Genomic DNA, 13,880 nt, shown 5'->3' with positions numbered 1-13,880 from the left:
CAAAAAATTAGCGGTTGCGCCGAATCGATTGGCGAGTCGCCGGTACGTCGCGCAGCTCAGCTGCTCGAATCGCTTGGCCGCTTCCGAGAGAGGCGCACTGGGACGACCGCGAGTACCTCGAGGTCTGTATTGACGAGATAACTGAACTGGCGTCCTAAGCGACGTAATCGCATGACTGGCGCTCCGGGCCAGAGAAACTAAGGGCTTGAATGGGCCGCGCGGAGTTGAACACCGAGGCAGCGAATCCTCGTAAAAAAACGTTACCCACCCCGGTGCAATTCCGATGGATGTGGGCTGGTGCTGGCTGACCTTCGGGGCCGCGCTACCAGGGGACCACGGGGAAAAAGAAGCCGATACCCGTGGAAAGCGCGGATTCATGCTGGAGAAACCCTCTTCCTCGCGGAAACCCCGTGGGGGTAGGGGGGCTATTGGCTGGAGAAGTTGAGAAGTACCTCCGTAGCAAATGGCCGCACGCGCGGAGCGGGCGCCGATGCAGGAACGAGATTGAGCGTATGGCACATGCGTTGGCGAAAGCCAGAGCCTACCGGAGCGCGCCGCAGCCCGTAATGTGCCGAGCGGCCGCCTGACCGGCGTAACCGGTCTTCTCACGCATGGCGATGACAGGGTTCGAATCCCGGTGTACGGGCTGAATGCCTTCGACGCGCATACGGTTGCCGTCGCCAGCCGTGAGAGCGAATGCGCAGGCTGATGCGCAAACGGTAGGGTACAGGTTGATGGATAAAAGGGGCCGCCATTCCATCGTTGTAACTGCATGGTGCAAGTTTGCCGACAAAACGAGCTCCCCGTCGGCATGCCGGAGATCAGCACCGGCCGCTCTCACTATCCAATGCGGAACGCCGCGCGATCAGCCCTTTGTCAGGGTGGCCGAAAGGCCGGCGTGACACCTCGGAGAGACGGGGATTCCTACCTCACGGAGAAGACGGATATGAACATGGCAACGCACGCCGCACTGCGGGACGACGACGCGATCGAGCGCGAGATTCAGGTGAAGGGTAAAACCGCGGCGCGCGTGACGCCGCAAGACCTCGAGGCGGTCGTATCCCACGCGTTCTATTTCACCGCCGAAGACGGCGTCGTTGGGGCGCATCAGCGGCGGAGAAGCTCGATCAGTGTGGAGCACTCCAGCGAGCCACATGCGCTCGCGTTGCTGACGTTCTGCGTGCTTGTTCTGCGCAACGGCTTCATCGTGACAGGCGAAAGCGCGTGCGCATCGCCCGAGAACTTCGACGCCGAGATCGGCCGCAAGATCGCGCGCCAGAACGCGATCGCGAAGATCTGGCCGCTCGAGGGGTACCTATTGAAGCAGCGCCTATACGAGCACAACCGGCCGGCCGAAGTCCAGTCCTGACGCGGTGGTGTCATTCACATTTGGGGGATCGATGTCGAACCTGACCTACAAGATCATGTCGTTCATGCGCACGGCTGAAATGCCGATCGGGAGCGGCGTGCTTGCGCGGTTCATCGAGGCCGATCGCGATGCGGTGCAGCGAGCAGTTCCGCGGCTCGTCGCGAAGGGGTTCCTGACTCGCGTCGAGGGTGAGGGATACCCGAAATACACGTGCACGGTCGAGCAGTTCAATCGGTATCTCGCGACGGCGCCGGTGCGCACGATGGCGCAGATGGAGCAGCAGCCGGACAACATCATTTCGCGCAAGCTGAAGTTCCTCGAACTGGTCAACCGTGGCATCTATCAGGGCAATCCGGTGCTGAACGAGATCATCGCGGACTATCGAGAGTTGCGACGCCGTCAGGCGTTGCTCGAGGAGGCGTGATGGACGATCGCGATTTTGAGGCCCGGCGTCGCGAGCTCGCAGATGCTCAAAAGGCGTGGGTTGATCAGGTGTTGAGCGTCGAGCCGCCGCAATTGCCGACGAGGCTTCAGGGGCTCGCGCGCGTGATCCAACTGCGCGAGGGCAACCCCATCGTCGAGCAGTTTCACGATGAGGTGCTGCGGTTGATGATGGAGGACCGCTTCGCGTCTCTCGGTACGGTCGAGGTGGTCGGCGCACTCGAATACGTGAAATGGAATCTGATCAACCGGAGCTGATGATGCGCAGTCTTTTCTACTGTGACGAGCGCGCTTTTGTCGTGAACGAGGGCGGCTACGGGGCGACGCTGACGATTTTCAGGCAACGTTGCAGGAGAGCGGTGCGCGTGTGGATCGGCTATCCGCCGGTGCTGGCCGTAGAGGTGATCGTCGCGCTCGCTCCGCGGTTCTCGTTGATCGTGCGCGCGGAGGAGCGCTGCACGTGGCGCAGGTTGCGCGTCCTAATGCGGCTTGGGAAAGAGTGAGGGCACATGAGAGGGAAGGCCAAGAAGCTGAGCGCGAAGCATCAGCGTTTCGTCGACGAATACCTGATCGACCTGAACGCGACGAAGGCCGCTGAACGTGCGGGATACAGCAAACGCACGGCCGGCCAGATCGGATTCGAGTTGTTGAAAAAACCTGAAATTGCGGAAGCAATCTCCGAAGCGATGAAGGCGCGCGAGCAACGCACCGGGATCACGCAGGATCGTGTGCTGCGGGAACTGGCGCGCATCGCGTTTTTCGACCCGCGCAAGCTGTTCGATGCAGACGGCCGACCGCTGCCCATCAGCGAACTCGACGACGACACCGCGGCGGCGATCGCTGGCCTCGACGTGTTCGAGGAATACGAAGGGAGCGGCGAGGACCGCGCGCTGAGCGGGTACACGAAGAAGTACAAAATCCTCGACAAGAACACGGCGCTCACGAACGCGATGAAGCACCTCGGGATGCTGCGCGAGAAGGTCGATCTTGGCCTGCCAGCCGGCGGGTCGCTGTTGCGCGTCGAGTTCGTCGAGGCAGGCAAGCAGGCACAGGGAGAAACGCATGAATGAGGGACGTTGGCGAGAAGAGCAGGCGCGCGGCCGTCGCGCTGCAGAAATTCTGGAAGACGAAGTGCTGATCAGCGCACTGAACGAGGTCGAGGAAGAGGCGATTTCCGATTGGCGAAGTGGCGACGATCCGCAGTCGACTGTAGCGTTGAATGCATGGCATCGACTGCAGGCGCTTGAAGCGATCAAGGTCAAGTTGCGGTCGATCGTGGATACCGGCCTGATGGCCGCGCAGTCATTGGAGAACGCGAAGAATGGGACGGCCCGGACGCCCCCGCAAGAACGCTGATTCGTCGCCTGCAGCACCTGCTGTCGAGGCGATCGAAAGCGCGTCGGCAGCACAAAACCCTCCCATTTCCCCCGCTAGTTGGGGGACTTTCCGCACCTTCGTCAAAGAGCACGGCCAGACCATCGCACGTGCTCGTTTCCCTTCTCCACCTGAGCCGGTGATTCACACGATCTGGCGTGGTATTCCGGTGCTCGATGGCGCGCCGGCGGTGCTGCGCGATTCGGGCGTGTGGGAGCAGTATGCCGGCGCCGACGCGTAACGAGATTCGGATGCAGATGCCCGCGTGGTCGCGGGCGCTTTTCGAGCCGCAGTGGCGCTTCATCAGCGTCCGCGGCGGCCGCGGTTCGGGCAAGACGGTCAACTTCGCGCGTGCGCTGCTGATTCGTGCGACGCAGAAGCCGTTGCGCGTGCTCTGTACGCGTGAAGTTCAGGACTCGATCAAGGAATCGGTCTACGCGACGCTGGTGTCCGAGATGAAGAAGATGGGCCTCGAGTCGCACTTCGATGTGCTGTCCAACGAGATCCGTCCGAAGCTTGGCGGGGCGTTCATCTTCCGCGGCCTGAGCGACATGACGGCCGACAACGTGAAGTCGCTCGCCGACATCGACATTGCGTGGGTCGAGGAAGCGCAGACGATCACGGAGAACAGCTTTCGAAAGCTGACGCCGTCGATCCGCGCGCCGGGCTCGCAGATCTGGCTGTCGTGGAACCCGGAGCTCGAGACGGACTTTATCTACCAGAAGGTTGTGATCGAGGGACTGCCGAACTGCGCGAGCCTGTTCGTCAACTTCGATCAGAACCCGTGGTTCCCGGACGAACTGCGGCTCGAAGAGCAGGACATGAAGGGCAAGGATCCCGACATGCACCGCCACGTGTGGCTCGGGATGCCGTTGCCGGCCGTCGCCGGCGCGATCTACTTCAACGAGATCTCGCAGATGGAGAGCGAGGGTCGGCTGCTGAACATCCCGATCGACGACGGGCTGAACACCTACATCATCATGGACTTGGGCTTCAACGACTTCACGTCGTGCCCGGTGGTGCAGCAGGTGGGAGGCGAGTTCCGGATCGTGGATTTCTTCGAGAACCGCCGAAAACCGCTGAGCTGGTTCAGCGAGCAGTTCATCGAGGCCGGCTACGAAGGGGCGATCGTCGTCATGCCGCACGACGCCGAGCATGAGCGTCTCGACAGCGATGGCGTCTCGATGAAAGCCAAGATGCAGGCGCTCGGATGGGAAGTCGAGATTGTCGCGAACATGCCTGTCGAGGCCGGCATACGACTCGTTCGCGAGATGCTGCCGCGGACGTTTATCGACAAGACACGCTGCGGCCCGCGCACGTACTCCGATGGCACAAAAACCGTCGGCCTGATCGAGCACATGAAGCGCTACCAGCGCACGAAGGCGGGCCATCCGCTGCACGACGAGCATTCGCATGCGAACGATGGCGTGCGATACGTCGCCGTTCATGCGCCGCAGATGCACAACAACCGCACCGGGTGGGGCGGTGAATTGAACTACCCGAAACTGACATTGGGATCGAGGCGATGAATCAGGACGAACTCATGAATCAGGTGGGGATGGCGATGATGCCAGACACCAACCCGTCGGACGTCGCAATGGTGCCGGCGCCTGTGCAGGTCGTCGAGTCGATCGGCTCGGACGATGAGCCGCGCGGTGCCAGCCGCATGAGCGACGAAACGATTTCGTCGATTCTCGACGCGCACATCCGCAGTGCGGAAGACTGGATCGGAAGCGAGATTCAGCAGCAGCAGGCGAAGGCGATGGAATACTACTTCGGCGAGCCTGAAGGCGATCTGGCACCGCCGAAAGTCGAAGACCGATCCGACATCGTCGATACCGTCGTGAGCGATCAGATCGAGTGGCTGATGCCGACGCTGATGGAGATCTTCTACGCGAGCGGCGATCCTGTGCGGTTCACGCCGAACAGGCCCGGCGACGAAGACGCGGCCGACCAGATGACGATGGTCGTGAATCACGTCGTGAACGTGCAAAACCCCGGTTTCCAGATCTTCGAAGACTGGTTCAAGTCGGCGTTGCTCAGCAAGGTCGGCATCGTGAAGGCGTGGTGGCAGGTCGAAACGACCGACACGCGGGAGACGTATCAGGCGCTCACCGACATTCAGCTCGCGATCCTGACGCAGGATCCGGGTGTCGTCGTGACGAGCGTCGAAAGCTTCGTCGATCCGCAGGCCGAGCGGGCCGCGATGGACCAGTACCAGCAGCAGGTTCAGCTGTATCAGGCGCAACAGGCCGGCCAGCAGTTGCCGCCGGGCCCGGATGGTTCGCCGGCTCCGCAGTTGCCGCCGCCACAACCGATCAACCTCGAGCAACTGCCGCGGCTGCACAACGTCGTGCTGACGCGTTCGAAGAAGGCCGGGCATGTCGCGATCGAGGCCGTGATGCCCGAGGATTTTCTTGTGTCGGCGCGATCGCGGCGCGTGCGCGACGGCTTCTGTGCGCATCGTGTGCGCAAGACGCTGTCCGATCTTAAGGCGGAAGGCTACGAAAACGTCGATCTGATCGATTCGGAGCCGAATGCCGTGGCCGCCGACCTCTCGGAAGTCGCGCTCGCGCGCCAGAACGAGCAAAACCGCGTGGTGACGAATGCGCTCGACGATGGATTCGGCGACGAGTCGCAGCGCGAGGTCGAGCTGTACGAGTGCTACCTCCCGATCGACGTCGACGGTGACGGGATCTCCGAGTGGCGCAAGATCACGAAGGCCGGGAACGCGATCCTCGATAACGAGGTGGTCGACGGGCCGCCGTTCGCGCTGGTCAGCCCGATCTCGATTCCGGGTCTGCTCATCGGGCGATCGATCGCTGACCTCGCTATGCCGATCCAGCGCATCAAGACGAAATTTCTGCGCGGCCTCGACGACAACATGCAGATCCAGATCAACGGGCGCGTCGGGCTCGTCGAAGGGAAGGTCAACGTCAACGACTGGATGAACAACCGTCCGGGCGGCGGTGTGCGCATCAAGAGCGCGGACGCGATCGTGCCGATCAAACAGGGGCTGCCCGATATTGCTGGCGCGATGCAACTGCTGCAGTACGTCGACGCCATGTCGCAGGAGCGCACCGGCATCACGAAGTACAGCCAAGGGCTGGACGCTGACACGCTGAATCACACGGCTGACGGCATCAAGCGGATCACGGCGCGGGCCGACCTCCGTGTGAAGATGATCGCGCGCAAGTTCGCCGAAACGGGCGTGACAGACCTGTTCCGCTTGATCCAGAAGCTGCTGATGCAGCACCAGGACAAGCCGATGTCGATTGCCCTGAGCAAGGGCAAGTGGGTCGACATCGACCCGCGCGTGTGGCGGAACGAGTATTCGATGAAGGTCGTCGTCGGCACCGGGACCGGCGATATGACCGAGCGCGTCGCGCACCTCACGCAGTTGTTCGGCATGCAGCAGACGCTCGCGCAGAGCCCCAATCCGCAGATTGCCGGCATGGTCACGCCGCAAAACCTGCAACGAACGGTTCACGAGATCGTGAAGGCGCTGCAGCTCGGCGAGCCGTCGATGTTCGTGTCCGATCCGCCGCCTCCGCCGCCGGCGCCGCCCGCACCGCCGCCCGATCCGCAAGCGCAGCTCATCGCCGGTCAGATTCAGGTCGAGCGCGAGAAGGCGCATCTGAAGCAGCAGACGGACGCCGCGAAGATCGAGCTCGATGCGCGCCTGCAGACGGAACACGAACGGCTGCTCGATGCGCGCGAGCGCGACGTTGCCGCGCAAAAGCTCGCATGGGAGCGAGAGAAGTTCTATGCGTCGCTGGCGGCCGAGCGCGAACGCGCTGCGTTCAGCGCGAAGATCACCGATCCGTCGGTCGAGCGCGCGATGAACGACTCGATTCAGCTGGACCAGCAGCAGGAGCAAGCGCAAGCACTCGCAGACCAAGAGCGCATTGCGTGGGCGCAGATGAACAACGGCGGCCAACCGGCCTAACAAGGAGAAGATGATGGACGAAGAACTCAACGGTGGCGCACTGGTTGATCTCGCCGGTGCGTTCGATGCTCTCGACGGCGACGCCGAGATCGACAACAACGGCAACACCGATCCCGGAAGCAGCCACTTCGTGGACGATCCGCAGGCCGGTGACGCGAAAAGTCCCGCAGGCGAGGGTGAACAGCTTGACCTGTCCGCTGACGCCGATCAGCATCAGAACGGCGATGATCCGGAAGGTGACGACCCGGTTTTCGAGATTCCGGTCGGCGACGGCCAGAAGGTTTCGAAGAAGCTGTCGGAACTGATTGCGGACGCATCGAAGTATCACGGCGCAAACCGGAAGTTCGAGGAAGCCGCCGCTATCCGAAAGGACGCGGAACAGAAACTGGCACAGCTGCCGGAGCGCGAAAAGCAGCTCGGCATCGTGCTTGAGCATTACATCCGGGCACACGAAGCCCTGATGGCAGAACAGCAGCCCAACTGGGAGCGCTTGCTGGCGGAAAACCCGACCGAATACGTTCGGGCCCGTCACGCTTGGGAGGCTCGCCAGCGGCAAATGCTGGAAGCACGTCAGGTGCAAGAAGTGCTCGCGCAGCGCAACGCTGAAGCTGAAGCGGTATCCAAACGGCGGCGTCTGGATGAGGCTCAAACGAAGCTCATTCAGGCCAACCCGACCTGGGCGGACCCGAAGAAGGCAGAGGAAGGCGCACGGGCGATTGATCAGTATCTCGAGTCGCAGGGCATTCCGGCAAACGTCCGGAGCAATATCGACTCGGCAGAGGTGCTGCTGATCGCTCAGAAGGCGATGCTGTACGACCAAGCCATCGCCCGACAAAAAGCGGCGCAGCAGGGCGGCAATCAGCCGGTCCCGCGTGTCGCGCGTCCGGGTCCGGCGCGAACGACGACGAAGACGCAGCAGGCGCGAGCCAATGCGGAAAAGGCGTTTGCGGCAGACCCCTCTGAAAAAACGCTCGCGAACTTCTTCATGTAAGGGCGCGGCAAGCTGAAAGGGTGAATCATGCCTGCCAATACCTACACCACGTATACCGCGGTCGGCAACCGCGAAGACCTCATCAACAAGGTCTTCCAGATCTCGCCGACCGACACTCCGTTCACGTCGGCAATCGAGAAAACCGACGCCGAGGGCGTCTACCACGAATGGCAGACGGATTCGCTGCGGGCGCCGACCGACAGCAACGCGGCCGTCGAAGGCGCCGATGCGACGTACAACGAGCAGGATCCGACCAAGCGGATCGGCAACCGCTGCCAGATCGTACAGGACACGTTCAGCGTGTCGGGCACGCAAGAAGCGGTGAAGCGCGCGGGCCCGAAGGAAGTCGCGCGTCTGTCGGCAAAGAAGGCGATCGAGCTCAAGAAAGACATCGAAGCGACGTCGCTGGTGAGCGGCGCGGCCGTGGTCGGTTCGAAGACCGTCGCACGCAAGATGCGCGGTGTGAAGGGCTGGTGCGAGACGAACTTCCTCGGCGGCGCCGGTGCGGCCGCGCCGGATCCGGACAACAACACGCCCCCGGTCGCCGGCACCGCACGCCCGTTCACCGAGGATCTGCTGAAAGAAGCGCTGCGGCTCGCCTATGAGGCCGGCGGCAACGTGACGCAGGTGCACATGCGGCCGGTCGACAAGCAGCGTGCGTCGGGATTCGCGGGCAATGCGACCCGCATGGAGTCGGTCAACGGTACGGGCAAGACGGCCGTGCTGCAGACGTCGTACTCGATCTACGCGTCGGACTTCGGCAACGTCGCGATGATCCCGAACCGCGTTATGTCGGCCGTGAACGACACGGCGGTGTATGCGATCGATCCGTCGATGTGGGCGCTCGCGACGCTGCGCGCGTTCGAGAAGGAAGAACTCGCGAAGATCGGCGACGCCCGCAACTGGCAGATCACGTGGGAAGGGACGCTCGAAGCGCGGAACGAGGCGAGTTCGGCGCAGATCCGCGACCTCGCGGCGTGACAGTCGGGCGGCCCTGCGGGGCCGTCCTTCGTTGGAGATCGATCATCATGAAAGCAAGCGGGAAGATGGTAATCGGATCGCCGAAGGCGGCGGCCGCCGCCGCGGCGAAAGGCGCGCGTGCGGCCGCTGCGCCGAAAGCGCCGGCTATGAAGACGTCCACGACGCGGACGCCGACACAGTCGCTCAGCCTCGGCGGAAAGAAGCCGACGTCGGGCGTCAAGCTCGGGAACCACTGAACCATGATCGAGACGCGCGTTCACATCGATCCGGATCGCGATCAGACGATTGTCGAGCGGGTTGGCCATTTCGACGGCTTGCTCGATCTGACCGCGGCGATGCGCAACGAGGGCATTCACGGCTCGAGCGAAATGCGACATGTCGCGGAGATTCCGGGCGTGATCATCGAGTCGTATTGCAATACGCACGGCATCACGTTTCAGGAATTCATGGGCGACCCGAAGCACATCAAAGCCATCTGCAACGATCCGGACCTGTCGTATTTCCGGGTCGCACCTGGACGAGTCTGACATGTTCATTCTGCAAAAATCGGTTGCTCTGCACGGCGTCGACGCTCTGACCGCGGATCTCGGATTCGCCGGCCAGATCGCGCTCGACGACGCAACTGGCGACCGCTACGCGAAGATCGGCATCGCATGGGTCAAAGTGGCGGACGGCGCCGGGAATCCGGTGACGCCGCCCGTGTCCGGCCAGATCACGCTCAAGAACTCGTCGGGTACTGTCTCGCGCACGCTCACGGCGACGAACGGTGTCGCGACGCTGGCGGCCACTGACGCGCTGGTGACGAACGGCGCGACGCTCACGCTGCAGAAGTCGGACGGCACAACGTCGGCCGGCAACGCGGGGCTGAACAGCCCGGCGACTGCGGCAGTCGCGAACGGCGTCGTCACGGCAGTCAAGGCGGCCGCGTAAATGGGGCTGCTCGATCAGCTGATCGGGGGCGCGAGCCGCGAGGCGATCGCCGGGACGCTCGGCGCACCGGTGGACGTCGCCGCAGGCGCCATCAATGGAACGACGGCCGCGCTCGGCTCGGTGCTCCCGCAAGGATTCCCGGCTATCACAAACCCGGTGGGCGGCTCTGATTGGCTTGCGCAGCGGATGCGCGACGTCGGCACGCTCAGCGATACGCCGGGGACGCCGGCAGACGCGGTCGGCGGCTTGCTGCCGATGCTGATCGGCCCTCTGAAGGATGGCGCTCTGAAAGACGCTCGAGGCCTGCTCGAAGCGTTGGCGCGCGGCGAGCGGCCGCGGCCGATTGACATCGGCAATCTGACGCCCGAGCAGTTCGACGCGATCAACAAGGCGCGAGCGCAGCTCAATATGCCGGAATTTTCGTCGCCGGACGTCTACTACCGCGGCACGCACCATTACAACAGCCGTGTGACTGATCAGGTGCCGCCGTACAGCATCGACGACATGCTTCAGCAGATCGACAGCGGCATGTCCGCTCAATCGCGAGTCGTGACGGGCGGCCGAAGCCCGGTGCTGGAAAATCCGACGCCGCGCATCAACGAGTCCGGAGTGCCGGTTCGTGATCAGGCGGTTTTGAACTACGGAAGGGGCGGCCAACCGGAACTCTTTTCGGTCGTGCCGAAGGGCGACGGGAGAAAGAAGAAATGATCCCGCCGCGTCCGGGGACCATCCAGATCTACCCTTTCGGGCGCTGGAGCCGGCTTGCGCCGGCCTCCGGAAAGATGTTCTCACGACGAGATCAGGACCGATGCTACTACAACTCTGCTGCGCTGAAAAGACGGGCCGTCGGTCAAAAAAAGAAAGCCCTGATGGTTTCACGGTGTGAAACAACAGGGCTCAAATGTACTGCGATTGGAAACAGCGGTTGTCGGGACGGCATCGCCGTATCGAAAACCGTGTAGATCTGCCGGACCACGGCAAATCCGAGCGGATTATAGCAACTGAAAAAATTTTGTAAATCGAGCGTCGGCGGAAGATCATGGGAATCAAGTCGTATAGCGAACTGCAAGACATGATGCAGCGCTTTTTGAAGCGCGCGGACCTGAAAGACCTGCTCCCGGATTTCATTATGTTGGCCGAGCAGCACTTCAATCGGAAGATCTTTACGCGAGCTCGCCGCGCGACGTTTCAATTCACGCCGTCTAAATTCACGGTCGATTTGCCGCCGGATTGGGACCGGCTAATCGCGGTGTATTACGGCGGTCATCCGCTGAAACAGCATGCGATCGGCGAGGAATCGGCCTATGCGGGTGGACAGGCGCAGTTGATGATCGGCGGTTTCCAGATCAACGGCGACACGCTGGCGTTCGGCGCTGATCAGCCCGGGCAGGTGCTGCGCATCGATTACTACACGGTGATCGAGCCGCTTTCGGACACGAACGAATCGAACTGGTTGCTCGAGGATGCGCCGGACATTTACCTGTTCGGCGCGCTCCACGAAGCAGCTATGTACGTGCGCGATGACGCGCGCGCGACGCTATGGATGCAGAAACGCGATCTCGCGATCGATGAGCTGACGACCGAAGACGACGCGGCGAAGGCGGCAGATCAGCCGCTCGTCATGCGGAGTTCGTAATGGCCGCGACGATTCCTTTTCGCGGCTTTACGCCTAGCGTAGACCCGACGACGCCGGGCGCAATCGTCGACTGCACGAACATGGTGCCGACGTTGCGCGGCATGCGCGCAGCACCGACGCCGTCGCCGATCAGCACCGATCCGTTTCCGGATGCGGTCACGGGCGGTGCGACGTGCGAGCTGTTGTCCGGCTCGTATCGCACGATCATCGGCACATCGACGAAGCTGTACGAGGTGCTGCAGGACACGCACATCGATGTGTCGGGTATGGAATACACGGGCGGGGCGAATCGCTGGCGCTTCGCTCAGTTCGGGAATGCGACGCTTGCCGTGAACGGGGCCGGCGCGAATCCGCTTCAGCAGTCGATCAGCGTCGGCGCATTTTCGTCGATTGGCGGCGCGCCGAGCGCGGCGATCGTGGAGGTCGTTCAGGGTTTCGTGTTCTTGCTCGACACAACCGACGCGACGGATGGTCATCGGCCGAACGGCTGGTTTTGCAGCGGCATCTATGACCAGACCGTGTGGACGCCTAGCCAAGCGACGCAGTGCGCGAAGGGCGCAATCATCGATACACCGGGCAAAATCACGGCCGGCCGCGCGCTCGGCACGAATATCGTCGTCTACAAGAAATCGTCGATGTTCTACGGCTCGTATCAGGGGCCGCCGATCATTTGGGCGATGAACCAGATTTCGCCTATCGTCGGAACGCCGTGTCAGGAGGCCGTCGTCGCTATCGGCACGCGGCACGTGTTCCTCGGCAGCGATGCGCAGGTGTATCAGTACGACGGCGCGACCGTAACGCCGATCGGCGACGAAGTGCACGAATGGCTCGCGGCGAGCTGGTCGCAGCTATATCGCGAGCGTGTCGAGAGTTATCACGACAAGGAGAACTCTCTCGTCTACTGGTACTTCTGCTCGACCAACTCGACCGATGGGAATCCGGACAAGTGCCTCGTTCTGAATTATCTGACGGGCAAGTTCGGCCGCGCGGACGCGAAGGTCGAGGCGTCGGTGGTGTTTATCAGCGGGCAAATCACGTGGGATGGCCTTGGCGAGCTGCCGGGTGTTTCGACGTGGAGCACGCTGCCGAAGATCCCGTACAACTCGTCATTCTGGGTGCAGGCGTCGGAGATTCCGGCGATCGTCGACACGAATCACCGGCTGCAGTCGCTGTCCGGCGTGTCGGAGAGCAGTTCGCTCACTACGGGCTGGTTCGGCGATGACTACGACTACATGTACGTGCAGGGCATTGTGCCGCGGTTCGCGGCGCGGCCGAAGACGTGCACCGGTGCCGCGCGCACGCTGACCTCGCTCGGCGGGGAGCCGGACGCGGCAACGCTGGGCGACTTGCTCGATGGCGAGCTCGCGGCGGACTTCTCGTGCCGCTATGCGCAGGTCACGTTCAATTTCACGGGCAATCACGAAATCCTCGGCGCCGTGCCGCGGATCGTGAGCGCGGGGAGCATCTGATGCGACTGCGTGCGCCCGATCTCGGTCAACCGGGGAACATCGCGACGCTCATTGCGGCGCTGCGGCGTTGCATGGAGCCGATCGTGAATCAGCTCAATGCGCTGTCTGACGGCCAAGCGGCCGCTGTGAACAACGCTGCCACGGCGCCCCCGGCGGCAACGTCGGTGACACCGTACGCGCGTGGCGATTTCATCAAGAATTCGGCGCCGGCCGAGCTCGGCAATGCCGGCGCGCGCTACATCGTGCTCGGCTGGATGTGCATCGAGGCAGGCAAGCCGGGCCAATGGAGAGAATGCAGATGTCTGACCGGCAATTGATCGTCGTGCCGCCGGCCGAACTGCGCGACGTATGGCCGACAATCCGCGGGCAGTTCGATGAAATCCCAATGTCGGATGGCACGATACCTGAAGAAGTGTTTTTTGCGTGTATGAACGGAAGCGCGGTTCTCTGCCTGCTCTTCGTGGATGGCGAGCGCGTCGGCTGGATGGTAATTCACCTCATCGGGCGGGACTTTCATATCTGGCTGCTATGGGCACGCAACGGCTTCGACGTGATGAGCGTTTTCCGTGCCGATTTGATGCAGATGGCCCGTGCGGCGGGCGCTCGCATGCTTACGTTCGGTTCGTCGCGCCGCGGCTGGGAAAAAGTTGCGGGGCATCATGGGTTCAAGATGCGCAGCACAACGTACGAATGTCCCCTTGACGATTTGACGGCGCAATAGTCGGCATACAAAATCGACT

Annotated in this window: 18 protein-coding genes; all 18 read left to right on the top strand. The window is 62.5% G+C overall.

The features are described 5' to 3' along the window. The first annotated feature begins 952 nt into the window (after window positions 1-952). The 18 genes from BST28156_RS02835 to BST28156_RS02750 all read left to right on the top strand — a co-directional run bounded on the left by BST28156_RS02835 (window position 953) and on the right by BST28156_RS02750 (window position 13,861). Window positions 953-1,369, top strand: coding sequence for a Gp49 family protein (locus BST28156_RS02835; RefSeq protein ID WP_254596339.1), 417 nt, complete (start codon window positions 953-955; stop codon window positions 1,367-1,369). 31 nt (window positions 1,370-1,400) lie between these two features. Then, the gene (locus BST28156_RS02830) at window positions 1,401-1,793 is read left to right on the top strand and encodes a MarR family transcriptional regulator (protein ID WP_174901428.1); all 393 of its coding nucleotides are present in this window, start codon (window positions 1,401-1,403) and stop codon (window positions 1,791-1,793) included. Next, complete coding sequence (locus BST28156_RS02825) at window positions 1,793-2,068, top strand: hypothetical protein (RefSeq protein ID WP_006405683.1); 276 nt, start codon at window positions 1,793-1,795, stop codon at window positions 2,066-2,068. The genes BST28156_RS02830 and BST28156_RS02825 overlap by 1 nt, the downstream gene beginning before the upstream one ends. Next, window positions 2,044-2,313, top strand: a complete 270-nt coding sequence (locus tag BST28156_RS02820) for a hypothetical protein (RefSeq protein WP_174901373.1) — start codon at window positions 2,044-2,046, stop codon at window positions 2,311-2,313. The genes BST28156_RS02825 and BST28156_RS02820 overlap by 25 nt, the downstream gene beginning before the upstream one ends. Window positions 2,314-2,319: 6 nt before the next feature. Continuing rightward, entirely contained in the window at window positions 2,320-2,880 is a 561-nt protein-coding gene (locus BST28156_RS02815) for a terminase small subunit (protein ID WP_070556275.1), read from the top strand. After that, window positions 2,873-3,166 (top strand): hypothetical protein, encoded by a 294-nt coding sequence (locus BST28156_RS02810; protein WP_006405680.1) that lies wholly within the window; start codon window positions 2,873-2,875, stop codon window positions 3,164-3,166. Before BST28156_RS02815 ends, BST28156_RS02810 begins: the two co-directional genes overlap by 8 nt. Beyond that, window positions 3,132-3,425 (top strand): hypothetical protein, encoded by a 294-nt coding sequence (locus tag BST28156_RS02805; protein ID WP_006405679.1) that lies wholly within the window; start codon window positions 3,132-3,134, stop codon window positions 3,423-3,425. The genes BST28156_RS02810 and BST28156_RS02805 overlap by 35 nt, the downstream gene beginning before the upstream one ends. 10 nt (window positions 3,426-3,435) lie before the next feature. Next, window positions 3,436-4,713 carry a PBSX family phage terminase large subunit gene (locus BST28156_RS02800; RefSeq protein WP_006405678.1) on the top strand — a complete coding sequence of 426 codons (1,278 nt, stop codon included), beginning with the start codon at window positions 3,436-3,438 and terminating at the stop codon, window positions 4,711-4,713. Then, window positions 4,710-7,133 (top strand): portal protein, encoded by a 2,424-nt coding sequence (locus tag BST28156_RS02795; protein WP_174901427.1) that lies wholly within the window; start codon window positions 4,710-4,712, stop codon window positions 7,131-7,133. The genes BST28156_RS02800 and BST28156_RS02795 overlap by 4 nt, the downstream gene beginning before the upstream one ends. 13 nt (window positions 7,134-7,146) lie before the next feature. After that, window positions 7,147-8,124, top strand: coding sequence for a response regulator receiver protein (locus tag BST28156_RS02790; protein ID WP_174901426.1), 978 nt, complete (start codon window positions 7,147-7,149; stop codon window positions 8,122-8,124). Between the two features lie 27 nt (window positions 8,125-8,151). Then, window positions 8,152-9,105 (top strand): SU10 major capsid protein, encoded by a 954-nt coding sequence (locus BST28156_RS02785; protein ID WP_174901425.1) that lies wholly within the window; start codon window positions 8,152-8,154, stop codon window positions 9,103-9,105. A gap of 239 nt (window positions 9,106-9,344) precedes the next feature. Further along, on the top strand, window positions 9,345-9,632 hold the full coding sequence (locus BST28156_RS02780; protein ID WP_006405674.1) for a hypothetical protein: 288 nt from the start codon (window positions 9,345-9,347) through the stop codon (window positions 9,630-9,632). Between the two features lies 1 nt (window position 9,633). After that, window positions 9,634-10,035, top strand: coding sequence for a hypothetical protein (locus BST28156_RS02775; RefSeq protein WP_174901424.1), 402 nt, complete (start codon window positions 9,634-9,636; stop codon window positions 10,033-10,035). After that, window positions 10,036-10,743, top strand: coding sequence for a hypothetical protein (locus BST28156_RS02770; RefSeq protein WP_174901423.1), 708 nt, complete (start codon window positions 10,036-10,038; stop codon window positions 10,741-10,743). It abuts the gene before it with no gap. 331 nt (window positions 10,744-11,074) lie between these two features. Then, window positions 11,075-11,671, top strand: a complete 597-nt coding sequence (locus tag BST28156_RS02765) for a phage adaptor protein (protein ID WP_174901421.1) — start codon at window positions 11,075-11,077, stop codon at window positions 11,669-11,671. Beyond that, complete coding sequence (locus BST28156_RS02760; RefSeq protein WP_006405671.1) at window positions 11,671-13,140, top strand: hypothetical protein; 1,470 nt, start codon at window positions 11,671-11,673, stop codon at window positions 13,138-13,140. Before BST28156_RS02765 ends, BST28156_RS02760 begins: the two co-directional genes overlap by 1 nt. Further along, window positions 13,140-13,457, top strand: a complete 318-nt coding sequence (locus tag BST28156_RS02755) for a hypothetical protein (RefSeq protein ID WP_105825034.1) — start codon at window positions 13,140-13,142, stop codon at window positions 13,455-13,457. The genes BST28156_RS02760 and BST28156_RS02755 overlap by 1 nt, the downstream gene beginning before the upstream one ends. Continuing rightward, complete coding sequence (locus BST28156_RS02750; protein WP_233632903.1) at window positions 13,439-13,861, top strand: hypothetical protein; 423 nt, start codon at window positions 13,439-13,441, stop codon at window positions 13,859-13,861. Before BST28156_RS02755 ends, BST28156_RS02750 begins: the two co-directional genes overlap by 19 nt. Window positions 13,862-13,880 lie beyond the last annotated feature (19 nt).

Source organism: Burkholderia pseudomultivorans, from assembly GCF_902499075.1.
GTDB classification, from domain to species: Bacteria; Pseudomonadota; Gammaproteobacteria; order Burkholderiales; family Burkholderiaceae; genus Burkholderia; species Burkholderia pseudomultivorans.
The sequence above is the reverse complement of the archived record's forward strand: the minus strand, read 5'-3'. Positions and strand labels throughout refer to the sequence as shown.

Bases quoted from the DNA above. Each gene is read 5' to 3' on its own strand.
- BST28156_RS02825 (WP_006405683.1), top strand. From the start codon at position 1,793: ATGGACGATCGCGATTTTGAGGCCCGGCGTCGCGAGCTCGCAGATGCT.
- BST28156_RS02785 (WP_174901425.1), top strand. From the start codon at position 8,152: ATGCCTGCCAATACCTACACCACGTATACCGCGGTCGGCAACCGCGAA.
- BST28156_RS02815 (WP_070556275.1), top strand. From the start codon at position 2,320: ATGAGAGGGAAGGCCAAGAAGCTGAGCGCGAAGCATCAGCGTTTCGTC.
- BST28156_RS02795 (WP_174901427.1), top strand. From the start codon at position 4,710: ATGAATCAGGACGAACTCATGAATCAGGTGGGGATGGCGATGATGCCA.
- BST28156_RS02760 (WP_006405671.1), top strand. From the start codon at position 11,671: ATGGCCGCGACGATTCCTTTTCGCGGCTTTACGCCTAGCGTAGACCCG.
- BST28156_RS02820 (WP_174901373.1), top strand. From the start codon at position 2,044: ATGGAATCTGATCAACCGGAGCTGATGATGCGCAGTCTTTTCTACTGT.
- BST28156_RS02775 (WP_174901424.1), top strand. From the start codon at position 9,634: ATGTTCATTCTGCAAAAATCGGTTGCTCTGCACGGCGTCGACGCTCTG.
- BST28156_RS02830 (WP_174901428.1), top strand. From the start codon at position 1,401: ATGTCGAACCTGACCTACAAGATCATGTCGTTCATGCGCACGGCTGAA.
- BST28156_RS02765 (WP_174901421.1), top strand. From the start codon at position 11,075: ATGGGAATCAAGTCGTATAGCGAACTGCAAGACATGATGCAGCGCTTT.
- BST28156_RS02835 (WP_254596339.1), top strand. From the start codon at position 953: ATGGCAACGCACGCCGCACTGCGGGACGACGACGCGATCGAGCGCGAG.
- BST28156_RS02810 (WP_006405680.1), top strand. From the start codon at position 2,873: ATGAATGAGGGACGTTGGCGAGAAGAGCAGGCGCGCGGCCGTCGCGCT.
- BST28156_RS02750 (WP_233632903.1), top strand. From the start codon at position 13,439: ATGTCTGACCGGCAATTGATCGTCGTGCCGCCGGCCGAACTGCGCGAC.
- BST28156_RS02780 (WP_006405674.1), top strand. From the start codon at position 9,345: ATGATCGAGACGCGCGTTCACATCGATCCGGATCGCGATCAGACGATT.
- BST28156_RS02800 (WP_006405678.1), top strand. From the start codon at position 3,436: ATGCAGATGCCCGCGTGGTCGCGGGCGCTTTTCGAGCCGCAGTGGCGC.
- BST28156_RS02770 (WP_174901423.1), top strand. From the start codon at position 10,036: ATGGGGCTGCTCGATCAGCTGATCGGGGGCGCGAGCCGCGAGGCGATC.
- BST28156_RS02790 (WP_174901426.1), top strand. From the start codon at position 7,147: ATGGACGAAGAACTCAACGGTGGCGCACTGGTTGATCTCGCCGGTGCG.
- BST28156_RS02805 (WP_006405679.1), top strand. From the start codon at position 3,132: ATGGGACGGCCCGGACGCCCCCGCAAGAACGCTGATTCGTCGCCTGCA.
- BST28156_RS02755 (WP_105825034.1), top strand. From the start codon at position 13,140: ATGCGACTGCGTGCGCCCGATCTCGGTCAACCGGGGAACATCGCGACG.